Annotated in this window: 22 protein-coding genes; 9 read left to right on the forward strand and 13 right to left on the reverse strand. The window is 68.7% G+C overall.

The genetic code is table 11. The features are described 5' to 3' along the window. Positions 1-10: 10 nt before the first annotated feature. Positions 11-2,596: a lectin gene (locus ACZ7SW_RS10570; RefSeq protein ID WP_470230151.1), complete on the reverse strand. Its 2,586-nt coding sequence runs from the start codon at positions 2,594-2,596 to the stop codon at positions 11-13. 30 nt (positions 2,597-2,626) lie between these two features. Further along, positions 2,627-4,162 carry an FG-GAP-like repeat-containing protein gene (locus ACZ7SW_RS10575; RefSeq protein WP_470230152.1) on the reverse strand — a complete coding sequence of 512 codons (1,536 nt, stop codon included), beginning with the start codon at positions 4,160-4,162 and terminating at the stop codon, positions 2,627-2,629. A 315-nt stretch (positions 4,163-4,477) separates the two neighbouring features. On the opposite strand from ACZ7SW_RS10575, the gene ACZ7SW_RS10580 reads away from it, so the two are divergent. Continuing rightward, the gene (locus tag ACZ7SW_RS10580) at positions 4,478-5,371 is read left to right on the forward strand and encodes an SDR family NAD(P)-dependent oxidoreductase (RefSeq protein ID WP_470230153.1); all 894 of its coding nucleotides are present in this window, start codon (positions 4,478-4,480) and stop codon (positions 5,369-5,371) included. Positions 5,372-5,416: 45 nt separating this feature from the next. Next, the gene (locus ACZ7SW_RS10585) at positions 5,417-6,454 is read left to right on the forward strand and encodes a helix-turn-helix transcriptional regulator (RefSeq protein WP_470230154.1); all 1,038 of its coding nucleotides are present in this window, start codon (positions 5,417-5,419) and stop codon (positions 6,452-6,454) included. Positions 6,455-6,864: 410 nt separating this feature from the next. On the opposite strand, the gene ACZ7SW_RS10590 is transcribed toward ACZ7SW_RS10585, so the two are convergent. Next, on the reverse strand, positions 6,865-8,481 hold the full coding sequence (locus tag ACZ7SW_RS10590) for a sigma-54-dependent Fis family transcriptional regulator (RefSeq protein WP_470230155.1): 1,617 nt from the start codon (positions 8,479-8,481) through the stop codon (positions 6,865-6,867). Between the two features lie 174 nt (positions 8,482-8,655). On the opposite strand from ACZ7SW_RS10590, the gene ACZ7SW_RS10595 reads away from it, so the two are divergent. Both ACZ7SW_RS10595 and ACZ7SW_RS10600 read left to right on the forward strand, forming a co-directional pair. Then, on the forward strand, positions 8,656-10,992 hold the full coding sequence (locus tag ACZ7SW_RS10595) for a molybdopterin cofactor-binding domain-containing protein (RefSeq protein WP_470230156.1): 2,337 nt from the start codon (positions 8,656-8,658) through the stop codon (positions 10,990-10,992). Positions 10,993-11,000: 8 nt separating this feature from the next. Further along, positions 11,001-11,477, forward strand: a complete 477-nt coding sequence (locus tag ACZ7SW_RS10600) for a (2Fe-2S)-binding protein (protein ID WP_037817840.1) — start codon at positions 11,001-11,003, stop codon at positions 11,475-11,477. Here the strand turns inward: ACZ7SW_RS10600 and ACZ7SW_RS10605 are convergent. Continuing rightward, positions 11,452-12,417 (reverse strand): EamA family transporter, encoded by a 966-nt coding sequence (locus ACZ7SW_RS10605; RefSeq protein WP_470230157.1) that lies wholly within the window; start codon positions 12,415-12,417, stop codon positions 11,452-11,454. The genes ACZ7SW_RS10600 and ACZ7SW_RS10605 overlap by 26 nt on opposite strands. Before the next feature lie 135 nt (positions 12,418-12,552). Here ACZ7SW_RS10605 and ACZ7SW_RS10610 point away from each other — a divergent pair, with 135 nt between their 5' ends. Further along, on the forward strand, positions 12,553-13,032 hold the full coding sequence (locus ACZ7SW_RS10610; protein WP_470230158.1) for a carboxymuconolactone decarboxylase family protein: 480 nt from the start codon (positions 12,553-12,555) through the stop codon (positions 13,030-13,032). A gap of 84 nt (positions 13,033-13,116) precedes the next feature. Here the strand turns inward: ACZ7SW_RS10610 and ACZ7SW_RS10615 are convergent, their stop codons facing one another. From ACZ7SW_RS10615 to ACZ7SW_RS10650, 8 genes are all read right to left on the reverse strand, one after another. Then, the gene (locus ACZ7SW_RS10615) at positions 13,117-13,350 is read right to left on the reverse strand and encodes a biotin/lipoyl-containing protein (RefSeq protein WP_470230159.1); all 234 of its coding nucleotides are present in this window, start codon (positions 13,348-13,350) and stop codon (positions 13,117-13,119) included. Then, positions 13,347-14,381: an alpha-ketoacid dehydrogenase subunit beta gene (locus tag ACZ7SW_RS10620; protein ID WP_470230160.1), complete on the reverse strand. Its 1,035-nt coding sequence runs from the start codon at positions 14,379-14,381 to the stop codon at positions 13,347-13,349. The genes ACZ7SW_RS10615 and ACZ7SW_RS10620 overlap by 4 nt, the downstream gene beginning before the upstream one ends. A gap of 23 nt (positions 14,382-14,404) precedes the next feature. After that, complete coding sequence (locus ACZ7SW_RS10625) at positions 14,405-15,385, reverse strand: thiamine pyrophosphate-dependent dehydrogenase E1 component subunit alpha (protein ID WP_470230161.1); 981 nt, start codon at positions 15,383-15,385, stop codon at positions 14,405-14,407. Positions 15,386-15,474: 89 nt separating this feature from the next. After that, positions 15,475-16,212 carry an IclR family transcriptional regulator gene (locus tag ACZ7SW_RS10630; protein ID WP_470230162.1) on the reverse strand — a complete coding sequence of 246 codons (738 nt, stop codon included), beginning with the start codon at positions 16,210-16,212 and terminating at the stop codon, positions 15,475-15,477. 73 nt (positions 16,213-16,285) lie between these two features. Beyond that, the gene (locus ACZ7SW_RS10635; RefSeq protein WP_470230163.1) at positions 16,286-18,016 is read right to left on the reverse strand and encodes an arabinofuranosyltransferase AftB family protein; all 1,731 of its coding nucleotides are present in this window, start codon (positions 18,014-18,016) and stop codon (positions 16,286-16,288) included. A 12-nt stretch (positions 18,017-18,028) separates the two neighbouring features. Then, a complete protein-coding gene (locus ACZ7SW_RS10640) occupies positions 18,029-19,000 on the reverse strand; it encodes a hypothetical protein (RefSeq protein ID WP_470230164.1) in 972 nt (323 codons plus the stop codon). Between the two features lie 388 nt (positions 19,001-19,388). After that, a complete protein-coding gene (locus tag ACZ7SW_RS10645) occupies positions 19,389-19,733 on the reverse strand; it encodes a PadR family transcriptional regulator (RefSeq protein ID WP_470230165.1) in 345 nt (114 codons plus the stop codon). Positions 19,734-19,783: 50 nt separating this feature from the next. Continuing rightward, complete coding sequence (locus ACZ7SW_RS10650) at positions 19,784-20,185, reverse strand: RidA family protein (protein ID WP_470230166.1); 402 nt, start codon at positions 20,183-20,185, stop codon at positions 19,784-19,786. A 92-nt stretch (positions 20,186-20,277) separates the two neighbouring features. On the opposite strand from ACZ7SW_RS10650, the gene ACZ7SW_RS10655 reads away from it, so the two are divergent. The 3 genes from ACZ7SW_RS10655 (at position 20,278) to ACZ7SW_RS10665 (ending at position 23,556) form a co-directional block, all read left to right on the forward strand. After that, positions 20,278-21,252: a helix-turn-helix transcriptional regulator gene (locus tag ACZ7SW_RS10655; protein WP_470230167.1), complete on the forward strand. Its 975-nt coding sequence runs from the start codon at positions 20,278-20,280 to the stop codon at positions 21,250-21,252. 105 nt (positions 21,253-21,357) lie between these two features. Then, positions 21,358-22,665 carry a lipase family protein gene (locus ACZ7SW_RS10660; RefSeq protein WP_470230168.1) on the forward strand — a complete coding sequence of 436 codons (1,308 nt, stop codon included), beginning with the start codon at positions 21,358-21,360 and terminating at the stop codon, positions 22,663-22,665. 156 nt (positions 22,666-22,821) lie between these two features. Continuing rightward, positions 22,822-23,556 carry an AMIN-like domain-containing (lipo)protein gene (locus tag ACZ7SW_RS10665; protein ID WP_470230169.1) on the forward strand — a complete coding sequence of 245 codons (735 nt, stop codon included), beginning with the start codon at positions 22,822-22,824 and terminating at the stop codon, positions 23,554-23,556. A 12-nt stretch (positions 23,557-23,568) separates the two neighbouring features. Here the strand turns inward: ACZ7SW_RS10665 and ACZ7SW_RS10670 are convergent, their stop codons facing one another. After that, positions 23,569-24,393, reverse strand: a complete 825-nt coding sequence (locus ACZ7SW_RS10670; protein WP_470230170.1) for an LLM class F420-dependent oxidoreductase — start codon at positions 24,391-24,393, stop codon at positions 23,569-23,571. 63 nt (positions 24,394-24,456) lie between these two features. Here ACZ7SW_RS10670 and ACZ7SW_RS10675 point away from each other — a divergent pair, with 63 nt between their 5' ends. Then, entirely contained in the window at positions 24,457-25,020 is a 564-nt protein-coding gene (locus ACZ7SW_RS10675; RefSeq protein WP_470230171.1) for a TetR/AcrR family transcriptional regulator, read from the forward strand. Positions 25,021-25,055 lie beyond the last annotated feature (35 nt).

The following is a 25,055-nucleotide window of genomic DNA, read 5'->3' on the forward strand; positions in this document are numbered from 1 at the left end:
ATCAGCCTGCTCAGCGGGGCAGGGCCCACTTCTGCGCGGGGCTGTTGTTGCAGGTGTAGAGCTGCAGCTGGGTGAACTCCTTGGTGCTGCTGTCCGGATCGTCCAGGCAGAGGCCGGAGTGCGGGTTCCGGAGCGAGCCGTTGTCCTCGACCCACTGCTGAGCGCCCGTGTTGTTGCAGGTGTAGAGCTGAATATGGGTGCCGTTCGTGGTGCCGGAGTTATCGACGTCGAGACACTTGCCGTGGACGCGCAGCGTGTGGTCGGTGCCGACGACCCAGTCCTGCGCGTAGGTCGAATCGCAGCCGTAGAGCTGGATCGGGTTGCCGTCAGTGACCTTCGAAAACGCGTTGTCGATGCACAGGCCCGACGAAACTCCGGCGACGATCGGGCCGACGCGCGGGCTCGCCGGTGCCGGGCTGTCTCCGGGATAGGACGGTGGCGCGGCCGACGGATCCGCGGCCCAGGTCTTGTTGGCCGTAGTGCCGAGGGTGAAGCTAAGCGTGCCACCGTTGCTGATATCCGGGGCGTACGCCTTGTTCCAAGCTGTGCCATTCCACGACGCGGCCTGGAGGTACGGCGCGTTGTCCGCCGCACCGTTGCCGTTCACGGTGAGGGTCTTTCCGGACGGGAGCGTGACGACGGCTTGACTGAAGACCGGCGAGCCGAGCGCGAGGTCGGCGGTGCCCGGGGTTTCCGGGAACATGCCGAGCGCGGACCAGACATACCAAGCACTCATCGTGCCGAGGTCGTCGTTGCCGCCGCCGAGGCCGTCCGGGGCGTTGCGCCAGATCTTGCCCTGGATCGCCCGGACCGTCTCCTGCGTCCGGTACGGCGCGCCGGTGTAGTCGTACTCCCAGGGCAGTTCGATGCTGGGCTCGTTGCCCATCCAGGCGAGACCGTCGTTCCCGTCGAAGGTGCGCAGGACGTTGTCCAGGTAATGGTTCATGACCGTCGGGCCGCCCTTGGCGCGGGTCAGTCCTGCCAGGTCGAACGGCACCATTCCGGTGTAGATGAACGAAGTCCCCTCGACCATGCTCTTGCCGTTCGTCGGGTCGAAGTCGAGCGGCCAGTTGCCGTCGGCGTTGCGGGCCTGGACGAAACCGGACTGCGGGTTGAGCAGGTTGCGCCAGTTCTGCGCGCGATTGCGGTACGTGCGCTGGCTGGCGGTGTCGCCGAGCGCGCCCGCGAAAGCAGACAGGGCGAAGTCGGCGGTGTTGTATTCCAAAGTGGTCGCTGCGGGGCCGTAAGCGTTGCAGCAGCCGAAGTTCCCGTCGTGCGGGAGGTAGCCGAGGCTGTCGAGGTAGTTCAGGCCGGGACGGTCGTTGTTCGGCTTGGAGGCTTGCGCGACCAAACCGTGGAGGGCGTCGGCGGTGTCGAAGTCGCGGGCGCCGAAGGCATAGTAGTCGGCGATGATGGACGCGGCCGGGTCGCCGACCATCACGTAGGACTCGCCGTTGTTTTCCGACCACTTGGGGAAGATCCCCGTTTGCCGGTAATCGTCCACCATGGACTGCGCGGTATCGGACGCGACCTTCGGCGCCAGCAGTGCTTCCAGCTGGGCCTGGGAGCGATAGATATCCCAACCTGAGTAGTTGGCATACACCGCGTCGTGGCCCGCGTCGACCGTGTGCGGTTTGCCGTCGAAACCGGGATATTGGCGGTTGACGTCGCTGATCACGTTGGGATGCAGCAGCGAGTGGTACAGCGCGGTGTAGAACATCGTCTGCTGGTCTGACGTTCCGCCGGTAACCTTGATCTTGCCGAGCTGGGCGTTCCACGCCTGCGCGGCGGCGGAGCGAGTGCCGTCGAAGTCCCAGCCGGGGTTTTCCGCGGCTCGGTTCGCCGCCGCGTTGGCGACCGACACGTAGCTCACGCCGACTTTCGCCTGCACCACCTGGTTTCCGGAGGTGTCGAAAGTGACCGAACGGCTGCCGCTGCTCGCGAAAGGACGGTCGAAGAGGAGGTCGAAGTAGACGGTGTAGCTGTTGGCCGCGCCGCAGAACGCACCGCTGGTGACCTGGCCGCGCACCTCGGTGTTCGATACGACGGTGAACTGTGCGTTGCCGGGCCGGTTCTGACTTCCGTCCACTTTGAACACGAGGTTCGACTGGTTTCCGGCAGGGAAGGTGAAACGGCCCATGCCGCTGCGCGTGGTGGCGGTCAATTCAGTGTTGACACCGTTGTCCAGCTTGACTCGGTAATACCCAGCGGACGCGGTTTCGTTGCTGTGCTGGAAGTTCACGTTCGCGGACGGATTCACGCCGCCGACAGTCGGCAGGATCGGCAGGTCTCCCGCCGCGCCGCAGCCGGGGCCCGCGATGTGGGCCAGGCTGAATCCGGTGATCGTCGAATCGTGGTATTCGTAGCCTCCGCCGGGTGGCCGGGAGGTGGTGTCCGGACTCCACTGGACCATTCCGAACGGAGCGTCCGCGCCGGGGAAATCGTTGGCCTGATTGGTGGTTCCGATGAACGGGTTGACCAGGCTGGCCGGATCGGCCGCCGCTCGGCGTTCGGCCGCTTGCGCTGGTCCGGCACACAGTCCGGCGACGGTCACGGCCGTTGCCAGAGCGCAGCTCACTCTCGCTCGAACTTTCATCGCGCGTCCTTTTCGGTCGGAGGGGTTTGTTCAGCTGATCGGCACACCGCTGGCGACCCGGCCGCGGTCGATCCAGCTGCCGTGTCCGTCGCCGCCTTCCCAGGAATAGCAGGAAGCAGCGTTGGTGGATTTATCGGCGAGGAGGTAGTCGGCATTGCCGCCACCGGTGAAATCGGCGAAGGCGACGGCACTGGAATCCGTGGTGACGCCGGTGGCCACCTGTCCTCGCGAATACCAGCCGCCTTGCTCGTCGCCGCCGCGATTGAAGAACGCGGTGACCGCACCGCTCGGAGCGATCGTTACGTAGTCCGCCCGGCCGTCACCGTCGAGGTCGGCGAAGCGCACGCTGCTCACGTCGGTGGTCGTGCCACCGGCGACCTGACCTCGGCCGAGCCAGCCGCCGTGGCCGTCGCCGCCTCGGTTGAGATAGGCGGCGACCGCGCCGTTCTGCCCGATGGTCAGGTAATCCGCCTGGCCGTCGCCGTCGAAGTCCGCGAACCAGACCCGGCTCGGGTCGGCGGTGGTGCCGGTCGCGACCTGGCCGAGCGGCTGCCATCCGCCATGGCCGTCCCCGCCGCGGTTGAGGTAGACGATCACCGCACCGTTCGGTTCGAGCAGGAGATAATCGGCGCGACCGTCGCCGTCGAAATCGGCGAGCCGGACCCGCGCCGGATCCGTGGTGAGCCCGGCAGCGATTTGCCCGAGCGGCTGCCAGCCGCCGTGGCCGTCGCCGCCGCGATTCAGGTAAACGCTGACTGCACCGTTCTTCGCGACGGTCAGGTAATCCGCCCGGCCGTCGCCGTCGAAATCGGCCCAGCGAACCTTTCCGGCACCGCCGGATTCAGTTCCGGCACCGAGCGGAGGATGTCCGGCGAACAAGCCCTCGGTGTACGCACGCCCGAGCGCGCCGGAGAGGCTTTCCGCCATTCGCCGGTACCCGGCATCGTTCGGATGCAAGTGGTCGACCATTTCCGCCGAGGTGAGCGCGGGCGGCTCGACGTACCGAAATCGGTGTCCGGCTTGGGTTTCGCCCGCTTCGAAGCCACGCACCACGGAATTGAACGCCGCGACCCGGTTTTCCAATCCCGCGGACGTCGGGATCAATCCCAGCAAGAGGACGGCGGCATTCGGCCGATCGGCGTAAATCCGGTCGAGCAGGGTGTGCAGCCGGGCCGGTGCGTTGGTCACGTCGATGCCGCGGTCGAGGTCGTTGATGCCGAGGTGCAGCAGCACGACGTCCGGCCGGTCGAACGCGAGCCAGCCGTCGATGCCCGCGGTGATCTGGTCGATGGTGTAACCGCTGTGGCCCTCGTTGGCCGGATCGGGCAAACTCCCGTTGGTCTGCGTGCCGACGAACCGAGGCGAGTAACCGGATTCCCCGGAGAGCATTGTCCACAGTGGAGCGCGATAGGACGACACGGTGGCACTGCCCGCCCCGGCGGTGATCGAGTCGCCGAGCGGCATGATCCGCACCGCCTGGCCGAGCGGTGCCGCTTCGGCGGCTTGACCCGGTACGGCAGCGGCGGCCAAGAGAACGAGGACAGCGAGAAATCGACGAAGCGGCATGGCAGCTTCCTCCGGCACGACAAGGCGGACGGAACCCGTTCAGGCGAGCGGTGCGAATCCGGAGCCCGAAGGAGAACCGGGGTGCGCTCCGGCGACGAGACCATGGTCGGCCCGCGATGACAACCATGTCAACGGACTGGTCCAGACATGTCTTTGTCAGAAAATCCCGGCCGCGGGAAGCTGCGGGGGCCGTTCAGAATTCGGCGCGGAAGACCGGCCGGAAGTCCGCCGTCCAGCGGAATGCGCGGAACGGTCCCGAAATCCGCTAGCCCCGGTCCTAGTGCGGACGGCGGCGGGGAACATAGCGTCCCCACTGTGTCGAAAGAAGTAGAACCCGAACGGATCGACGGCCAGCTCGTCGCGATCACCGGAGCCACCTCCGGGATCGGTTTCTTCGCCGCCGCACAGCTCGCCGGGCTCGGCGCCCGGGTGCTGGTCCTCGGCCGGTCGGAATCGCGGGGCCGCGCGGCGGTTTCCGCGCTCCCGAATCCGCAGCAGCACGAGTTCCTCCCGCTGGACCTCGCCGACCGGACGTCGATCGCCCGGGCCGGAGACAAGCTCGGCGAGTTGCCGCGGCTGGACGCGCTCGTGCAGAACGCCGGCGTCGTCTCGGGTGCGTTCGGGCCGGGCCCGGCGCAGCGGATCGGCGCGTTCGGGGTGGAGGAGATCGTCGGGATCAATCACCTCGCGCACGCGGAACTGCTGCGGCGCGCGCTCCCCACGGTCCGGCGAGTGGTCAGCCTCGGGAGCATGCTGACCCGCAAGATCCCGTTCGATCGCGAGAACTGGCTGTCCGAACGGCATTACCGGGCGCGGGTCGCGTACGCGATGTCCAAGCACGCCGTCGAGATCTTCGGCTTCGAATTACAACGGCGGCTTGCTGAGATACCAGTGCAGTCAGTTGTAGTACATCCAGGCGGGGCGATCGACGCGCTCACGCTGGGGCGGCCCGGGGCGCGGGTGGCTCGCGCGATGTTCCGCGGGATCGTGCAAGGGAAGGATCAGGCGGCTCGACCGGTCGTGGCCGCGGTCGCTTCGCCGGAACTGCGCGGCGGCGAGTACCTCGGTCCGCATCGGACCGCCCACGCGGAAGTGCAACAGCCGGTGACGACGAGCCGCGATCCGGAGCTGGGCGCGTGGCTCTGGAAGGAGACCGAACGACTGCTCGGCGCGCGGATCCCGACCGAGCCGCGTCACCCGATCGGGTAGAAAACCTCGTGGGGCCGCCCGTTAACCGCCAGCTAGCCTTGAAGCGTGGACGATCCGGCGGTTCTGGACGCCTTGGCCCAGCGGCTGGCGCGGGTCGGCGAACGCCGGAATCTCGAGGTCCCCGCGCTGCTTCACCGCCTCGGCATCCCGCCGGACCGCACCGGCGTCACCCGCCGGCAGGTCTCCGAACTCACCCGCGAACTGTGGCTCCGCACCGACGACGAGCTCTTCGCCCTCGGCCCGCGAGCCCCGCGTGGACTATTCCGGCTGGTAGTCCGATCGGTCGCCCCCGCGCCCGACCTGCGGACGGCGCTGCACCGTCTGGTGGAAGCCGCCGAGGTTCTGCCCGGCATGCCCGCCATCGCCGTCCGCGCAGAAGCTCCGCCCAGCATGCCCACCCAAGCGGTCCGCGCCGAAGCCCCGCCCGACATACCCACCCTCGCGGGCCGCGCAGAAGCTCCGCTGGTGGAGGTCGAGATCGACGTCCGGCGGCTCGACGATCCCGACCACGTCGCCTCCGAACTGGTCGCCATCGTCGTGCACCGGCTGCTCGGCTGGCTCCTCGGACAACGCATCGACCTGCGCGAACTCCGCCTGCCCTGGCCGGGACCGGACCACGCGCCGCACTACGAACTGCTCTTCGGCCGCCATCCGCGGTTCGACGCCGACGCGCTGGTCCTCGCCTTCGACGGCAAGCTGCTGCCCGCCCCGGTGATCCGCGGCGAGGCCGAACTGGCCGAATTCCTGGAGGACCAGCCGGACGTCTGGCTCGCCACCCGCGACTACGGCTCGACCCTCGCCGACCAGGTCCGCGCCATCGTCGAGCAGGGAACCACCGCGCCGGACGACCTCGCCCACCGGCTCGGGATCAGCACCCAGCACCTGCGCCGGCGGTTGCGGGCCGAGGGCGCGTCGATCGGGCAGATCCGGGACGCGGTTCGCCGGGACGCCGCGATCGCCAGTCTCAGCCGCGGCGACGAATCGATCGAGAAACTGGCTCAGCGGCTGGGTTTTTCCGAGGCAAGCGCATTTCGGCGCGCGTTCCGCCGGTGGACTGGGCGTTCGCCGGGCGACTACCGCTGAACCGCCGCACGCCGAAGCCACACCAGTCGCTCAGATTCGTCGCGATCGCCAACCTCGGCCACGGCGACGAACCCCTCAAAACCGGCCCAGCGCCAGGGTTCCCCGAACCCCGCGCGTTCCGCCGACGGACCTGGCACCCGGCGACAAGTCCATCACGAAACCAGCGCCGCGCCTGGGTTTCCGAACCCAACACATCTCGCCGAGCATCCCCCGACGGACCTGGCACCCCGCGGCAAGACCATCACGAAACCAGCGCCACGCCTAGGGTTTCCGAACCCAGCACATCCCACCGAGCATCCCCCGACAGACCGCCGCCCCGCGACAAATCCACCACGAAACCAGCACAGCGCCTAGGTTTCCGAACCCAACACATCCCGCCGAGCATCCCCGGCAGACCGCCGCCCCGCCGACTACCCCGGCACCCGCAAAGCCCGCATCCGCGCGTACAACGTCGTCCGGGAAATCCCCAACGTGCTCGCCGCCCGCACCTTGTTCCCCCCGGCCGACCGCAACGCCGCCACGATCGCGTTCCGCTCCGCCCGTTCGATCGGCGCCAGCTCGTGTCCCGAAGCATCCGCCACCAGCGCGGGCGGCAAATCCCCCGGCCCGATCGCTCCCGCGGACCGCTTGCGGATCGCCTGGCTCAGCACTCCGCGCAGTTCGGGCAGGTTCCCCGGCCAGTCGTACGAGCCGAGGATCCGCAGCGCGCCCGGCGTGACGTGGTGCGTCCGCGCGGCCCCGAGTTCGGCCAGCATTCGTGCCGCGACCTCGGAAAAGTCCGGCCGGTGCGCCAGCGGCAGCAGCTCGACGTTCTCCTCGCACGACGCGATCAGCGCCCGTTCCGGACCGGTCAGCCCCTCGCGCGGGCCGGTGGTCAGCACGAGGTGCGGGCCGACACCGCGGGCGGCATGGGTGGCGACCAGGTCGACCAGTTCGGCGGGGAGGAGGTCCGCGCCGTCGACGCAAATGCTGCCGGACCCCCTCTCGACCGCGGCGGTGAACTGCGCGGCCCAGGTCGCCGAGCCGCCGAGCACTGCTTCCGAGCCGGTCAGCGTGGTGCACGGTTCCTCGGGCACCCGCAGCCGTGCCTCGGTGGTGCGGCCGGTTCCGGGCGGGCCCGAGATGTGCACATGTCCAGGTACGACAGCGGCGCGCCGCCGCGTTGGCCGGGACTCGTCCGCGCTCAGCGGGCGGATCTCGACCAGCACTCCGCCGCGGGCGCCTGCCACCGGCTCGGCCCGGACCCGCGCGCGCTGGCCGGAGCGCAGTTCGGTCTCCATTTCGGACGGTCGGCTCGCCTCGCCCGCGAGGTTCCACAGCAGCGCGACGTCCGCGCCTTCCAGCAGATCCGCGGCGGCTTGGTTGCACAGCAACAGGTCCGGGCCGATCGCGACCACCGGCCGGGTCGGGCGCGACGCCGCCTGGAACGCGGCCAGCAGCGACCGTTCGGACACCCGGCTGCCTTCCAGCAGCTGCCGTTCGATCTCCTCGACGGCCTTCGCGACCAGCGGCGCGAGCAGCGGATTCGCCTCGGCGGCCAGCAGCGTGATGTCGAGCGCGCCCTCCAGCCGCCGCGTGACCGGATGGAAAATCGGGTGCCCGTAACAGCTGAAACCGCGCAGCGCCTCGGCGTAGTGCTCTTCCCCGTGCACCACGATGCTCGACCGGGTTTCCAGCGCGGTCCCCGGGCCGGTGGTCCCGACCTCGTCCTCCAGCAGGCAGGTGCCGACCCCGATGCCGAGATGGTCGAGGCAGTCTTCGACGGCGCGGTCGGCGCTCCACCGGTGCACGAGCCTGCCGTCGTGGTCGACCAGCACAGTGGACATCGCGGTGCCGGCGAGCCGCTCGTCGAGGTCCTCCAGCACCGGCGCGGCCGCCGAGAGCAGCCTGCTGGCCGGGTCGAACTCTTCCGAACGCAGATCGAGCAGCGCGGTTTCCGGCCGCACGCCGGCGAGCGAGGCGCGCCGCCAGGACTGGGCGATCGGTTCCCGCAGCACCACGCTGCGCGAGGACGTCAGTGAACTCACGCGATCTCCACCTTCGTTGGTGACGCGCAGCAGGATAACCATCGCTCTCCGCTGCCGCTGTACAGAACTTGAACACTCAAGCCCGGATTCACCCGGCAAGGTGGTCCCCCACCACCACCCGCGTGCACGTGCTGCGTTCCGGCACGCGGTCCTTACCTCGAAAGGGGAAGCAGCGTGACTCTCAGTCACTCCGAGCCCGACACCGGGAAGGAGCGCGGGGGCGTTTCCCGGCGTGGATTCCTCGGTTACGTCGTCGCGGCCGGGACCCTCGTCGTGGCCGCGGACGTCGGGCTCTCCACCCCCGCGGCGGCCGCCGTTCCCTCGGCCCCGCAGCCGCCCGAGCTGTACGACCTCAACGACGCGCTCACCGACGCCGGGCTTCCGACGTCGCAGCTGATCACCGTCACCATCAACAAGGACGGCAGCGCCTCGTTCGAGATCCCGCGCGCCGAGGTCGGCCAGGGCATCACCACCTCGACCGCGATGATCATCGCCGAGGAGCTGGACCTGCCGGTCGAGAAGGTGCACGTCACGCTCGCGCCGGCCCGTCCGGAACTGCTGTTCAACCAGCTCACCGGCGGGTCGAACACGACGGTCTCGACCTACACGCCGATCCGCGTCGCCGCCGCGATCGCCAAGCAGCAGCTGCTCGAAGCGGCGGCGATCCTGCTCGGCGGGACCGCCGAGCGGTTCATCGTCAAGGCCGGCGTCGTCACCGCGCCGAACGGCAAGACGGCGACGTACGGCGAGCTGGCGACGAAGGCCGCGTCCAGCACCACCAAGCAGGTGCAGCTGGATCCGAGCAAGCTCAAGGGCTCCAGCGAGTTCAAGGTGCTCGGCAAGCCGCAAACCCGCCTCGACGCGCTCGACATCGTCACCGGCAAGAAGCAGTTCGCGATGGATCTGGAGATCCCCGGCGCGCTGCCGACAATGGTCTGCCGCCCGCCGACGCTCAACGGCACGCCGAAAGCCGTCCGCAACAAGACGGACGTGCTGAAGCTGCCCGGCGTCACCGACATCGCGATCATCCCGACCGGAGTCGCGGTCCGCGCGGAGACGTTCGGCCAGTGCATCGACGGCGTGCGCGCGCTGCAGGTCGATTGGGGCCCCGGCACTGTCGAGGGCCAGAACGACGAATCCGTGCTCGCCAACCTGCGCCGCGCCGAGCTTCCGCTTGCGGTGCCGAAGGTTCCGGTGCTGACCAAGACGGTCGAGGCGGATTTCGAGTTCATGTTCCGCTCGAGCGCCGCGCTGGAGCCGTACTGCGCGGTCGCCGACGTGCGCGACGGCAGCGCGGAGATCTGGGCCGGGCTGAAGTCGCCGATCGTCACCCAGGGCGAGGTCGCGCAGGCGGTCGGATTGCCGCAAGGCAAGGTGAAGGTCCACGTCGTCACCGGCGGCGGTTCCTTCGGCCACAAGCTTTTCGGCAACCACGCCGTCGAAGCGGCACAGGCGTCGAAGGCGTTCGGCAAGCCGGTGCGGCTGATGTGGCACCGCGCCGACGAGCCGCGCCAAGGCCGGTTGCACCCGATGGCGACGTCGCGGATCCGGGCCACCGTGCTCGCCGGGAACGTGCTCACCTTCGAGCAGCGGCACACCTCCGTCGAGACGTCGTTCCGGCACGGGCTCGGCGAAATGCTCACCTCGGTCGCCACGAAACTGCCGACCGGACTGGGCAACCTCGGTGTCGCCGAGGCGGTTTTCGTGCTGAGCCAGGAGATGCCGTACAACTTCGGCGTCGTCGACCAGACGCTCACCGAAACCGACCAGCGGTTCAACACCGGGTCGATGCGCAACGTCTACTCGCCCGACGTCGGCTGCGCCAACGAGCTGGTCGTGGACATGCTCGCCAAGGCGATGGGCAAGGACCCGCTGGACTTCCGGCTGGAATTCCTCAAGAACGACAAGGTGAAGGGCGTGCTGCGCAAGGTCGCCGAGGTCGGCGGCTGGGGCAAGAAGATGGCCCCGGGCACCGCGCAGGGCATCGCGATCCACAAGGAATACAAGGGCGCCAGCGCCTGCCTCGTGGAAATCGACTGCCGTCCGGAGACTGTCAACCGGAAGATCCGCGACGGCGTCGCCGGTCCGCGCGTGACGAAGGCGGTCATCGCGCTCGACGCCGGTCTAGTGATCAACCCGCGCGGTCTCGAGGCACAGATCATGGGCGGTTTCGCCGACGGCTTGGCGCTCGCGCTGACCAGCAGCGTCCACCTGAAGGACGGGCATTTCCTGGAAGCCAGCTGGGACAACTACTTCTACACCCGGCAGTGGAACATCCCGCAGGACTTCACCGCGATCGCGATGCCGTCCAACGGGGAGCAGCCGGGCGGCGCGGGCGAAGCGGGCGTGGCCTGTTCCGTCGCGGCAGTCGCGTGCGCGTACGCCCGCGCGACCGGGAAGGTCCCGAAGCGATTCCCGATCAACCACGACGACCCGATCGGCTTCGAGGTCAAGTCGTTCGTCCCGCCCGTTCCCGAATCGCCGACCGACGGCCTGAGCCACACCTACTGAGGAGCACGATGAGCAAGCACACCTTCATCCTCAACGGGAAGCCGGTGTCCGTCGACGTCGACGACAACGTGCGGCTGCTGTGGGTCCTGCGCGACGTGCTCGGCGTGCGCGGGCCGAAGTACGGCTGCGGCATCAACGTGTGCAAGGCCTGCACGTCGCACTTCAACGGCAAGGCGTTCAACCCGTGTTCGGTGCGGGTGGCCGACATCAAGGCCACCGACGAGATCACCACGATCGAGGGCCTGCCGGACACGGTGAAGGCCGACCTGCACCCGATGCAGGAGGCCTGGCTGGAGAACGACGTCGCGCAGTGCGGCTACTGCCAGCCCGGCCAGATCATGGCGGCGGTCGCGAAGGTCAAGGAGGCCAAGGCGAAGGGCCGCGAGATCAACGACGCCGACCTGGACGAGATCCGCAACGTCTGCCGCTGCGGCACGTACTCCCGGATCCGCGAGGCGATCAAGGCCGGCGCCGCGAAGATGTGACCGCTTTAGCTTGCCCCGCAGCCAATTCCGGCTGCGGGGCAAGTTTTCCCGTCTGTGCCAGAGTTCCGCCGACGAGCAGCACCGCCACTCCGATCAACTGCACCGGACCCAGTGCCTGGCCCAGCAGCAGCCACGCGAGCAGAGCGGCGACCAAGGGTTCGGTCAGCGCCAAGACTCCGGCCAAGGCGACCGGCAGGCCGCTCAGCGCGTGCAGCCCGGCCAGGTACGGCAGTACGGTGCCGAAAACGGCCAGGATCAGCAAAGCCAGCCAGACTGGGATCGTCGCATCGCCTAGTACCACTGGGCTCGACGCGAGCTTGATAGTCCATAATGGACTAACGGCGATGGTCGCCATCGCCCCGATCGCCAGCCCCGCAGCGGTCATTCCGAGCAGATTGTGTCGCCGCGCACCGCGTTCGCCGAGCAGGAAGTATCCGGCGGAACAGACCGCCGACGCCAATCCCGCCGCCACACCCAGAAAGTCCAGCCGCGCACCGGGTCCGAGTCCGGCGATCAGCACGAGCCCGGCGATCGCCAGCGCGATTCCCAGCCACACCGCCACCGGCAGCCGCGTTCGCCGGACGACCCGCACCCACAGCGCGACCAGCACCGGTGCCAGGTTCACCAGCACCATCGCCACCGCGACCGGAATCCTCGACACCGCAACGAAAAAGAACAGTTGCACGCCCGCGACGCCGAGGAGCCCGTAGCCGAGCGGGAGCCACAGGTCAGCGCGCCGGAAGCGCAATGCTCGTGGCCGCAGCAGCGCGACCCCAGGCGTCAGCAGGACTGCCGCCAGGCCGATCCGCACCACGGTGACCGCGGCCGGGCTCCAGCCCGCGTCCAGCACCGCCTTGGCGAGCGGGCCGGAACTCGCGAACAGCACCCAGGAGACCAGGCTCAGCCCGGTCGCCCGCGCGGTACTGCCCTGGTCGGCCACGTCCGCATTCTGCGTCCCGGCCCGCCGACCGGGCCACCGGTTTTCCCGGTGCGACGCGGGTCACATCCGGAGTTGTCACATCCGGCGGGCGGCCGGCATCTCATGGGTATCCGCTTCACCACACTGGAGGATCTGATGAGCGCACGGTTCGACATGATGAGCAACGACCTCGGCAAGTCGCTCGGCAAGCGGTTCGCCGGACTGAGCACGCTGCTGCGCAACTCGTCGCTGCCGACGTCCACGCAGGAGCTGGTTTCGCTGCGGGCCAGCCAGATCAACGGCTGCGGTTTCTGCACCGACATGCACACCAAGGACGCCACCGCGGCGGGCGAGACCGCGGAACGGCTCCACCTGGTCGCCGTCTGGCGCGAGGCGACCGTGTTCACCCCCGCCGAGCGGGCCGCGCTCGCGCTGACGGAAGAGGGCACCCGGATCGCGGACGCCGGCGACGTTTCCGACGAAACGTGGGCGCAGGCGCGCGAGCACTACGACGACGATCAGCTCGCCGCGCTGGTCATGCTGATCGGGCTGATCAACGCGGCCAACCGGATGAACGTCATCGTGCGCACCCCGGCCGGGCAGTACCAGCCGGGCCAGTTCGCGAACGTCAGCTGAGGCGAACACGGGCCGCCGCCGGGCAACGGTGGGACTCGGCGGCGACCCGTTCCAGCACGGGGCGACCCGTGCGCCTTCGGGCGCTCACTCGATACGCGCGATCGGTGCGCCCTGCTTCACCACCTCGCCCTCCCCCACCAGGAACCGCACCACACCAGCGGCCGGCGCGGGCACCTCCGCGTCGGCCTTGTCCACCGCGACCTCCGCGAGCAGCTCGCCCTCGCGGACGGTCGCGCCGTCCGTCGCGAACCAGGTGGCGAGGACTCCCTCGCCGGCCGGATCGGTTTCGGACAGGACGGGGAAGGGGACGTCAGTCATGCGCCCACCAGGTCGAGGACGGCCTGCCGGATCCGCGCCGGTGTCGGCAGCACCGCGTACTCCAGCGGACGCGCGTACGGAATCGGCACGTCGGGCACCGCTACGCGCGCGGCTGGGGCGCGCAACAGGCCCGGGTCGCGCTCCACGACGCGGGCGATCACCTCGCCGGACAGGCCGGACGACAGGTAATCCTCGTCGACCACCAGCAACCGGCCGGTTTTGCCGACCGAGTCGAGGATCGTGTCGGTGTCCAGCGGTACCAGGCTTCGCAGGTCCACGACCTCGCAGTCGACGCCCTGCCCGGCGAGGTCGTCGGCGACGTCCAAGGCGTGGTGCACTGACAGCGAAAGCGTGACAATGGTGACGTCGCCGCCCGGGCGCACGACGTTCGCCTTGCCGATCGGGACCTCGTGGTCGCCCTCCGGCACCGGGCCGATCGACCGGCGGTTCTTCGCCATCCACGGCAATCCCATGACTCCCTTGTGGAACAGGTACACCACCGGGTTGTCGTCGCGGATCGCGGAGGTCATCAATCCCTTGGCGTCGGCGGGATTGCTCGGCACGACGACCTTCATCCCGGGCAGGTGCGCGAACGTTCCCCACAGGCATTGGGAATGCTGCGCGCCGTCGGAGTACCCGCCGCCGACGGCGGCCGTCAGCACCATCGGCACGGACACGTTCCCGCCGGACTCGTAGTGGATTTTCGCCATGTGGTTGTAGATCTGGTCCATGCACACGCCGAAGAAGTCGACGAACATCAGCTCGACGACTGGCCGCAGGCCCTCGACCGCGGCTCCGATCGCGGTGCCGATGAAGGCGGTCTCGGAGATCGGCGTGTCGAGCACCCGCCGAGGGCCGAACTGGTCGAGCAATCCCGTGGTGGAGCTGAAGATCCCGCCATAGGACCCGACGTCCTCGCCGAGCACGAACACCCGTTCGTCGCGTTCCATTCCCCGCGCGATGGCCTCCACCATGGCCTTCGCGGTGCTGAGTTTCCGCCCGGCGGGCGCGGAGGGTTCGGTGAGCGTCATCGCTGCTTCTCCTCGCTGTGTCGTCAGGCCCGCGCGAACACGAAATCCAGCGCAGTGGCGGGGTCCGGCTCGGGGCTTTCTTTGGCGAACGCGATCGCGGCTTCGACTCGCTCGCTGGCCTGCTTCGTGAACCCGGCGTTCTTCGCGTCGTCGAGGATGCCGTCGGCGCGCAGCTGGTTCTCGTAGGTGGGCAACGGATCCCGCCCGGGTACACCGTCCAAATCGGACCGATAGCCCTGTGCGTCGCCTTCGAAGTGGCCCCACAACCGCAGCGTGTGCACCTCGATCAGGCTGGGTCCTTCGCCAGCGCGAGCCCGCGCGACCGCCTGGCCCGCCGCTTCGTGGACCGCCTCGACCGAGTTGTCCTCGACGCGCACGCCCGGAATCCCGTACCCAGCGGCGCGGTCCGCGTTCGAGGTGACGCACGTGGAGGCGCTGCGTGGCACCGAGATGCCCCAGTCGTTGTCCTCCACCAGGAAGATCACCGGCAGCTGCCACAACGCCGCGAGGTTGAGCGATTCGTGGAACGCCCCTTGGTTCGCCGCGCCCTCGCCGGTGACCGCGACCGCGACCCGGTCCGTCCCGCGACGCTGGAAGGCGAGCGCCTGCCCGAGCGCGGACGGGTAGCCCTCGGCGATGATGCCCGAACAGGAGAAGTGCACCGCGGGGTCGAACAGGTGCATATGCCCGCCGCGGCCGCTGCCCAGTCCAGTTGTCCGGCCAAATATCTCAGCGGTCATCCGATTCAAGTCGACGCCGTGCGCGATGGCGAAATGGTGCGGCCGGTGCGTCGCGGTGACCGCGTCGTCGGCGGTGAGGTGCGCGCAGACGCCCGCCGCCACCGGTTCCTGCCCCGCGGACAGGTGCATCTCGCCGGGGACGAGACCGGCGCCGATGTCGAAGACGGGTTTCTTGTCGGCGTGGTACTCGCGGAGGATGGCCTCCTCGTAGGTGCGGATCAGGACCATCGTGCGGTACAGGGCCAGCCTGTCCTGCGCTTCCATGGGGCCTCCCGTTCGTTCTGGAGGCCACTTTCGCCGGGCACGGTCCGCCGGACAACGGGCTGGATTTCAGATGGTGATAACGGCCCGGTTCAGCGCGTGACGGCTAGGGCGCGAGACACTCGTTGGGCGGCCCGGCGCAACGACTGCAACGGCGCGGAACCCAGTCTCCGCGCGGGCAGGGAGATCGCGACCGCGCCCAACGCGCCCGGCGGCCGCACAGTCGTCGCCAGGCACGCGGTGCCGAGCAGATACTCCTCGCGATCGTTGAACACGTCGCCACTCTGCGACAACCGCTGTTCCAAGATCCGGCTGTCGGTGATGGTGTGCGGCGTGAGGTCCGCCAGCTGATGCCGCGACAGGTAGTCCCGGCGGCCCTCGCTGTCGAGACCGGACAGGATGCACTTGCCGAACGCCGTCGCGTGCGCCGATTCGTGCACACCGACCCACAGGTCGACCGACGGGGCGGCGGGGCCGTCGGCGATGTCGATGAGCTTGATGTCGCCGTCGGTGTAGAGCGAGAGGTAGGCCGCGCCGTGCACCTCGTCGCGCAGCGCTCGCAGTACTGGGCGGATCTTCGGCAACAACGCGTGCAGCGACGTGTGCTGGCGCAGTTCGCTGACCTGGCTGCCGAGCGCGTAGCCGTCGTCGAGTTTGCAGAGATAGCCCTCGTGGACGAGGGTGCGCAGCAGGTGATAGGTCGTGGGCAGCGGCAGTCCGACGGTCCGCGCGAGCACCTTGGCCGGCACCGGCCGCTCGCTCGCGCCGACGGCGTCGAGCAGGTGCAGCGCGCGCCGCACGGACCCGATCAAGGTCGGCTCAGCCGCCATCGCCGTCACCTCCCTGCCGACTCCAGCATGCGCTACCGCTCTGACCTGGGCAAGAGCAGTTCCGCCGGACGGATCACGGGTTTCCGCAGAAGGTTCGTTCGGCGACGAACGGGTCCGGCGGGACGGTCACCCCGGTCCGGTGCACGGCTCCGGTGAGGTTGGCCCAGAACCTGCCCGGCGACATCGGCTCGCGCGTCGACCGCTGGATCTCCGCCAGGTCTCCGCAGCTCAACGCGTGCCGGGCGGCGGCGACCTGGTCCGCGGTGACGTCCGCGCGCAGGGCGAAGTTGCCCGGACTGAGGACCGGGGCTTCCGGATCCGCGTAGTCCGCCAGCAGCCAGGCGTTGCTCAGCGGTTTCGAGTGTCCCGGTTTCACGGTCGGGAATTCGAACCGCGCGCCGATCGGGTTGGCGAGGCCCCAGAAGTCGGCGACCCCGACGTCCGCCGGTGACATGACACCGACCGTCCCCAGGTATACCCCGATGACCATGGTCTTCGACGGGACGTCCTCGCGCAGGCGCGCCGTGAGGATCTGCTCGTGCGGGCCTTCGTAGATCAGGGTGCGCGGGCTGAGGGCGTCCTTGAGATATTGCGTCCTCGGCGTGAAATCCGCCGATTCGGTGGGATAGGTCTGGCCGGTCCACGCGTGGTAGTAGCCGCGTTCGTCGTCGATGAGCTTGCTGTTTTGCGGGACGAACTGCCCGATGCCGGCGCAGAGAACCGCCCAGGCCAGCAGGACGACGGCGGTCACGCGGGTGCTCTTCACCGCCGGGACCACCAGCACCGGCAGCATCAGCAGGAAGAAGATCGGCAGCACCATGCGCGCGTGCATGTAGTCGCCGCCGACTTTCAGCAGGTATCCCAGCGACAGCACACCGGCGACCACCGGGGTGAGGGTGACGATCCGATCGCTGCTCTGTCGCCGAAGCACCCCGGCGAGCAGGACGGCGCACAGCACCAGCGGCAGCCACAGCAGGTACGGGTTCATGAAATCGCCGACGTAAGTGAATCCGCGCGCCCAGAAGGATTCGCTCGCGTTTTTGGTGAGTGCGGGCATCGGCACGACGATGCCGTAGAAGCCCATGCGGAAGATCTCGTAGCCGACCGGCAGTGCTCCGGCGGCGGCCACCGCGGCGAAGGTGACGCGCCAGGTCGGTTTTGTCACCAGCCAGAGTGCTACCAGGAACACTGCCGCGACCAATGTTTGCTCGGGACGGACCAGCGGGCCCAATCCCATCACGAACGCCGCTGTGACAACGGTTTTGACCGAGCTGCCGCTATTGCGCAGCCGTACGAGCAGCCACCAGCAGAGCGCCATCCAGAACGTGTTGAGCCCGGTCTCCAGCCCGGACGTCGCGTACTGCCACACCGGCCACACGCCCAGCAGCGCGAGAACACCGCACGGCACCATCGCCGCGACATGCCCGCCGTGCAACCGGCTCGTCGCGCTCACCGCGAAGCCGAATCCGGCGGCGGTGAGGAGCAGGCCGAGCATCCAGGACAGCGTCGAGGTGTCCGACTGGCCGAACACGAACCCGGCGAACGCGAGCAGCCATTGCCACAGCGTGCTCGTGGACGCCTCGGCCCGTTCGCCGAGGTTGTAGACCGGTCCGTTCCCGGCGAGGATCTGTTCGACGATTCTGGTGAAGATGAGGGCGTCGTCGCAGATCCAGCGGGTGAAATAGCCGAGAATGGCGATCAGAAGAATTGATCCGACGACTATCCAGCTATTTCTTCGCCGATTATTTTGGACGAAAAACTGCTGATTTAAGGCGCGCGGAAGCACCCTTGGAATAGTGTTCATGGAATATCCTTGCTACGAGACTATTCGGCGGCAGTCGGCGATTCCGACTGCGATCAGCGCTACGATGCCCGTGCCCACCAGAGACACCTGCACCAGTTCCAGCGCCTGGAAGTCGGCCACCGCCATGGTGGTCCTCAGGACCAGCGGCTGGATCAGCACGAGCGCACTGCACACTGCGAGCGAGAACGACCACGCGGGAGAGCGTCGCCGGAACGCGAAATAGGCGGGGATTACCAGAGCCGTTACCCAGACAAACCAGGAAAGTCCGCGCAGGTCCGTTCCGCCGAAGAAGCCGAAGCAGAACGCGGAAGCCGCGACCCCAGCCAAAGCAATCCACCATTTCCGCGCGGACGGCAGTGGCGCGCCGACCTGGAATCCGGCGATCATCAGCAGAAGCGGCAGCCATTGCGGGAGGAAATAGCCCAGCAGATCGGGGCTGAAGCTGAACGAATACCGAAACAGGAACGCTACGAAGCCGGCGGCCAGCACGACACCGGCGACTCCTCGCGCGGCGCGACGCCGCCCGGCGAACAGGAGCGCGAGAGGCACGGCGGCCGCGGCGATCAACGCGACGTCCTGCCGTATCTGCTGGGCCGATTGGGATACGTAGAGCGACAGCGTGGCCTCGGCCGGGGACCCGGAGGCGGAATACAGGCCGGTTGTCCGCGGATAGCCGAGCGCGTCGGACAAGTCGTGGCCGATGGAGAGGACGCCCTTCATCACGCCCCAGAGGAGCCCGAGCAGCGCGACCAGCCGGACAGTGTCGCCGAAGGCGACCACGCGAGCCGGGGCTGAGCCAGCAGCCAGCCGGGCACGCAGGCCCAGCCCCAGCATCGAGAGCAATTCGCGCCCTTCCGCGAGGCGACCGCCACCGGCCTCCCGCGCGTCGAGCAGGGCGCCGACCAACTCTTCCTCGCGGTCGGCGCGATACCAACGGGGCAACAGCCGCACCATCCGACGGCATCGGAGCTCTGGAGCGGTCATGATCCGCTCCCTATTCGCAGCACCGAGTCCGCGGTGGTGGTGTTCCCGGCCAACCTCCCGGGCTGCCCGGCGAACCGGCAGGAACGAGACACGAACCGGCGGCGGGTGTCTTCGCGAGCAGCCACGAAGACGGCTGATCGGCCCACCGGCAAGCCGGACCGCCCGGCAAACCAACAAGAACAAGCCACGAACCGGCAGCCCCGCAACTTCGAGCCCACAGTCGTGCCCCACACCCCGCCCCGCCGCAGGCCCGCAACACGAAACCCCCGGCGGGAGCGTTCCCGACCAGCCACGAAGACGGCTGATCGGCCCACCGGCAAACCAGACCGCCCGACGAACCGGCAAAAACAAGACACGAACCGGCAGCCCGGCAACTCCGAACCCACGGTCATGCCTCACCCCCGAGCGCCCAGCCCCGCGCCCGCAGCACCGAGTCCGCCGCCGCGGCGTTCGCGGCCAACCGGCGCGACTGTTCGGCCAAAGTGCGGCCGCCGAGGTCAGTCAGCCGGTAGTAGCGGCGCAGCCGGCCCTGGTGGATCTCTTCCTTGTCCCGCTCCGCCCATCCGTCGGCCACCAGCCGGTCCAGCACGCCGTACAGCGTGCCGACTCGCAGGCGGACCCGGTTCTCCGACAGCTTCTCGACGGCCTGGACGATGCCGTAGCCGTGCTTCGGTTCGTCGGCGAGCGCGGTGAGGATCAGGAAGACCTGCTCCGACATGCCTCGTTCGGTCACCCGTCCATATATATCACGTCGCGATATATGCGGGTGACCGAACCAAGCGGCTACCCGTCGGCGACGGCGGTCCCCTCCAGTTCGACCAGCAGGGTGGGGATCGCCAGCCGGGTCACGCCGAGCATCGTGGTGGACGGGGCGGCCCCGGCCGCGGCCAGGCGGGCGGCGAGGACGCCGTAGTGCTGGAAAAGCTGGTCGACGTCGGTCGTGTAGACGTTGAGCCGGACCAGATTTCCGAGCGTCATGCCCGCTCCGGCGAGCACCTCCTCCAAGTTGTCGAGGCTCAGCGCCACCTGCTTCGCCAGGTCCCCGGCGTGCTGCGGTTCGCCGTCGCCGTTCATCGCGGTCTGCCCGGAGCAGTACAGAGTCCGGACCGGCCCGGACACCAGTTCGCCCTGGTTGTATCCCATCGCCGTCGACCACGCCCACGGGTTGACAGTCGTTCGCTCCACCATTCGCTCCATTCACCTTTTCGGCAGTACGCGGAGCAGCCTGGCAACCAATACCCGACATCCTGTGTCGTGTATTGGGTAGAGTTTCCGGCATGCGCGCCGACCGGTTGGTCTCGCTGGTCCTGTTGCTGCGCCAGCGCGGCCGGCTGTCCGCGGCCACCCTCGCCCGCGAGCTGGAAGTCTCGACCCGCACGGTGCTGCGGGATATCGACGCGCTGTCCGCGGCGGGCGTCCCGGTCTACGCCGAACGCGGGCGGAACGGTGGATTCGCGCTGCTGCCCGGATTCCAGACCGAACTCACCGGGCTGAACCACGACGAAGCGCTCGCGTTGCTGGTCGCCGGGTCACGGCGCGGCGCACAGGCGTTCGGACTCGGTTCGGCGCTCGCTTCGGCGATGCTCAAAGTCGTCGACGCGCTGCCGGAAAGCCACCGGACCACTGCCGCGGGCGTGGCCGAGCGATTGCTCATCGACCCGGAGATCGACCTCCTCTCGCGCCGCGCGGTCGCCGAGGAGGCGCCGGACGCGGTAGTGGCCGAGGTCCGCCGCGCGGTGTTCGCCGGGCGTCAGGTGCGCATCCGCTACCAGGCGGCGGACCAGGCCCCGAAATGGCGCACAGTGCACCCGATTGGACTGGTCACCGTACGGGAGCTGGGATATCTGCTGGCGACCCGCGACGGCGAGGACCGGACTTACCGGCTGTCCCGGGTGCTGGCCGCCGAGGAACTCGACGAACCCGCGCAGCGGCCCGATCGAGTAGATCTCGGCCGAACCTGGCAGGAACGCAGCACGCGATTCCGGACCGGCGGCGACCAAATCGTCGCGCTAGTCCGAATTCGCCCTGAGCAACGGGAAGAATTGGCCCGCACCGCGCTCGCCATTCGCGCCGAGGAATCCGGCCCGAACGGGTGGCTTCGGCTGGAGGCGGCTTTCCAGGATTCCCGGCACGCCGAATGGGCGCTGTGGCAGCTCGCCCGGAACGCGGAAGTCCTTGCCCCGCAATCGTTGCGCGCCGCGCTGCACGACCGCGCCGCCGCGATCGCCGCCGCCTACGCGGGGCCCGCCTGACCCCTAGGCACCGGCACTGCCTGCACATTCCGTAGTTGTGCGGATACCTACTCACTGGTAAGTTACCCGCCAGTCGTGATCCACTTCATGGTTCAAAGGGGAGTCATGATCCGGAAACCTGTCCGCGCGCTGATCGCCGCCGCCGCTCTCGCGATCGCGTCCGCCGTGGCGCTGCCCGCCGCCGCCTCGGCCGATTCCTTCTACAGCTACGACGGCAGCGCCCCGCTCTCGTCGTACGCACCGGGCACTGTATTGAAGACCCGGACGTTGACATATCACGTCTTCGGCTTCCCGACTCCAGTACAGGCCACCCAGCTGCTCTACCGGACCGCCGACGCACAGGGCAATCCCACCGCGAACGTCACCTCGGTCGTCCGCAACCCCTTGGGCGGCAACGGAAAAGCCGTGTCGTACCAATCCGCGTACGACTCGCTCAACCCCGAGGACGCGCCGTCCCGCGCGATCGCGGGCGACGTCGGGCTCGGCACCGCGCTGCCGAACGCCGAATCACTGCTCATCGCACCGGCGCTCGCCCTCGGGTACAGCGTCGTCATCCCGGACACCGAAGGCCCGACCGCTGATTTCGCCGCAGGCCCCGAATACGGTCAGACCACTTTGGACTCCATTCGCGCCGCGACGCACGCGCCCGGCACGGGAATGACCGAGTCCACCAAATTCGGTCTCATCGGCTATTCCGGCGGCGCGATCGCGACCGGCTGGGCGTCGGCGATCGCCGCGAGCTACGCGCCGGACGTCGAGAAGAACCTGGTCGGTTTCGCCGAGGGCGGGGTGCTCGTCGATCCCGCGCACAACCTCAAGTACGTCAGCGGCAGCCCGGTCTGGTCCGGGGTGATCCCGATGGCGCTGATCGGCGTCTCGCGCGGCTACGGCATCGACCTCAAGCCGTACGCCAGCGAATACGGCCTGAAGGTGCTCGGCGAACTGGAACACGCGTCCATCGCCGCCGCGCTCGGCCGCTACCCCGGCCTGACCTGGCAGAAGCTGGTCAAGCCGGAGTACGCGAATCCGGATTCGGTGCCGCCGTTCGTCGACGCGGTCAACAAGGTGAACATCGGCTCGGCCGCGACGCCGTCGATTCCCGGGTTCATCGCGCAGGCCAACAACGGCGCGCTCGAAGGCACCATCAGCAACGAGCCGGGCATCGGCACCGGCGACGGCGTGATGGTGGCCGGGGACGTCCGCGCGCTCGCGAATCAGTACTGCGCGACCGGAAACACCTCGATCAAGTACACGCAGTACGACGCGCTCAGCCACGCCACCGCGCTCCCGGTGTGGGCGCCGACCGCGATCGCCTGGCTCGGCGACCGGTTCGCGGGCAAGGCCGCGCCGTCCAGCTGCGGCCACATCCCGGCGGGCAACTCGCTGGAACCGGAGCAGCACACCGGGTCCTGACCGGCTGATCCAGGCAACGGTTCGGCGACGAAAGCCCTGCGACTGCGTCACCGTCGTCGCCGAACCGCCTGGCCGCCCGCACACTGACCGCATCCACCCGGCCTGCCCCGGGACCTTTCCCGCCCCTCGCGGCGGATTTCCCCAGGCAGGCGCGTCATGCACACCAAACCTTCACAGCTTCGCAGGCTTCCGGCGCGAACTGCCGCCCGATGCGCACTCCCGGTGGCGGTTGGGCTTCTGTTGTTGTCCGGGTGCAGCGGGCCCGCCTCGGCCCCAGCACCGCCGGGCACCACCATTCCGCCGGGTGCCACCACTCCGTCAGCTCCCGCCACCACGGCAGTCCAAAACGCCACTGCCGCTCCGTCCTCTTCGGACCATCCGACTCCGTCCCGTTCGGACAGTCAGCGTCCCCTTCCCTGCGACCTGACGCGGAATTGGGGCGCTGGCGCCAAAGAAAGCCCCGGCTCGACAACGAACGCGCTGTACCTCGTCACCGTCAGCCGACACGACTGCTACGACGAAGTGGTGTTCACCATCAACGGCGCCGCCACAGCCGGATTCACCGTGCGATACGTGCCGCTCGTGACCGCGGATCCCTCCGGAAAACCGTTGCCAGTTCCCGGAAACGCGGTCCTGCAAGCGGTGATTCGCGCGCCTGCGCAAGGTTTTGACGACAGCGGGCACCAGCCTGGTCGCGTACTAGCCCAAATCGGCGACTATTTCGCGCAGCCAGCTGGCTGGCCGTCCTTGCGCGCGGTGCGGTTCGCGGGCTCGTTCGAGGGCCAGTGCACTATCGCCATCGGTGTCCAGGCGCGGGTGCCGTTCCGGGTGAGTACCCAGGAAGTGGTTGCCGACCAGGTCCGCCGGGTGGTGGTCGACCTCGCGCACTGAAACCGCCCAGGTTCAGCGAACGAAATCCGCCAGCCGGTCGAGCTGCCGCAACGCGTCCGCGGGATCTTCGTGGTCCTCGAGTTCGAACAGCACTCGATCGACGCCAGCCTCCGCGTAGTCCGCCAGTTTCTCCGGGTCAGCCCCGTACAGCGTGACCGGGATGTGGCGGCCCGCCCGCTCGCGCAGTTCCGTGATCCGCGTGCGCAGGAAGTCGATCGGGTACAGCGGCAGCGGAAGCCAGCCGTCGCCGTGGCTGAGCACCCGGTCCAGCACCTTCACCCCTACCCCGCCGATCAGCACGGGCAACCGTCGCGCCGGTTTGGGCCAGGACCAGATCGGGTCGAAGTCGACGAATTCGCCGTGGAACTCCGGTTCGTCCTCCGTCCAAACAGTCCGGACGGCGGCGACGTGTTCGAGCATGCGCGCGAGCGGACGGGCCGGGTCGACGCCGTGGTTGGCCATCTCCTCGGCGTTCCAGCCCGGGCCGACGCCGAGTTCGAACCGCCCGCCGGACAGCACGTCGACGCTCGCCGCCTGTTTGGCCAGAGTGATCGGATGATGCTGGCTGACCAGTGACACCGCCGTGCCCAAGCCGATCCGCTCGGTGCCGGCCGCGATGGCGGCGAGCGCGGTGAACGGGTCGAAAGTGTGCGAGTAATACCGCGGCAGCGGCCGCGGTTCCGCCGCGCCGACCGGGTACGGGGTGAGCCGACTGGTCGGGATGTGCGTGTGTTCGGTGAGGAACAGCGAGCCGAATCCGCGCCCCTCCACCGCCTGCCCGAGCCGGACGGGGGCGATGCCGTAGTCGGTGAGGAAGGTGACGATTCCGTGGTCCATGCGACCACCGTAGCCTAAATGTCACTCGACTGACACTTATCTCGGCGATGCTAGCGTGGCGCCGTGCCCAGAACCGAACGCCCGCGAGCCGACGCCCAGCACAACCGGCGCGCGATCCTCGCCGCGGCGCGGACGGCCGTCCAAGGCAGCGGCGAGGTCTGGCTCGACAAGATCGCGCAGGCCGCAGGGGTCAGCGCGCGCACGCTCTACCGGCACTTCCCCACCAAGGACGACCTGCTGACCGCGGTGCTCGAGGACTATTTCGCCGAGCAGGTGGAGCCGATCCGCGGTCGCGTCGACGCCGAACCGGATCCGCGCCGGGCGCTGGAAATCGTGCTGGAGAGCGGGGTCGCCGCGTTCCTCGAACACCCGGGAATCCTCGCGCTGGTCAACGGCAACGCCCTCGCCGCCGAGATCGCCGGACGGCACCTCGGAGCGTTCGGTGAAGTGCTGTCCCGCGCGCAGGAATCCGGCGCAGTGCGCGGGGACCTGACGCTCGAAGATCTCCCCTGTCTGATCACCATGGTCACCGCGGTCGCGGGCACCCACTGGCCCCGCTATCTCGCCCTGCTGCTCGACGGGCTTTCTCCAGCGGCCGTCAGTGCCCCACTACCGAACGCAGGTTGAGATATCACGAAGAAAGCCCCTGCCCGTCTGATGGA

Source organism: Amycolatopsis sp. NPDC114484 (assembly GCF_055633755.1).

Coding starts and splice junctions, on each gene's coding strand:
- ACZ7SW_RS10635 (WP_470230163.1), bottom strand. CDS start 18,016: ATGAACACTATTCCAAGGGTGCTTCCGCGCGCCTTAAATCAGCAGTTT.
- ACZ7SW_RS10660 (WP_470230168.1), top strand. CDS start 21,358: ATGATCCGGAAACCTGTCCGCGCGCTGATCGCCGCCGCCGCTCTCGCG.
- ACZ7SW_RS10600 (WP_037817840.1), top strand. CDS start 11,001: ATGAGCAAGCACACCTTCATCCTCAACGGGAAGCCGGTGTCCGTCGAC.
- ACZ7SW_RS10575 (WP_470230152.1), bottom strand. CDS start 4,162: ATGCCGCTTCGTCGATTTCTCGCTGTCCTCGTTCTCTTGGCCGCCGCT.
- ACZ7SW_RS10570 (WP_470230151.1), bottom strand. CDS start 2,596: ATGAAAGTTCGAGCGAGAGTGAGCTGCGCTCTGGCAACGGCCGTGACC.
- ACZ7SW_RS10655 (WP_470230167.1), top strand. CDS start 20,278: ATGCGCGCCGACCGGTTGGTCTCGCTGGTCCTGTTGCTGCGCCAGCGC.
- ACZ7SW_RS10610 (WP_470230158.1), top strand. CDS start 12,553: ATGAGCGCACGGTTCGACATGATGAGCAACGACCTCGGCAAGTCGCTC.
- ACZ7SW_RS10670 (WP_470230170.1), bottom strand. CDS start 24,393: ATGGACCACGGAATCGTCACCTTCCTCACCGACTACGGCATCGCCCCC.
- ACZ7SW_RS10620 (WP_470230160.1), bottom strand. CDS start 14,381: ATGACGCTCACCGAACCCTCCGCGCCCGCCGGGCGGAAACTCAGCACC.
- ACZ7SW_RS10665 (WP_470230169.1), top strand. CDS start 22,822: ATGCACACCAAACCTTCACAGCTTCGCAGGCTTCCGGCGCGAACTGCC.
- ACZ7SW_RS10625 (WP_470230161.1), bottom strand. CDS start 15,385: ATGGAAGCGCAGGACAGGCTGGCCCTGTACCGCACGATGGTCCTGATC.
- ACZ7SW_RS10640 (WP_470230164.1), bottom strand. CDS start 19,000: ATGACCGCTCCAGAGCTCCGATGCCGTCGGATGGTGCGGCTGTTGCCC.
- ACZ7SW_RS10630 (WP_470230162.1), bottom strand. CDS start 16,212: ATGGCGGCTGAGCCGACCTTGATCGGGTCCGTGCGGCGCGCGCTGCAC.
- ACZ7SW_RS10615 (WP_470230159.1), bottom strand. CDS start 13,350: ATGACTGACGTCCCCTTCCCCGTCCTGTCCGAAACCGATCCGGCCGGC.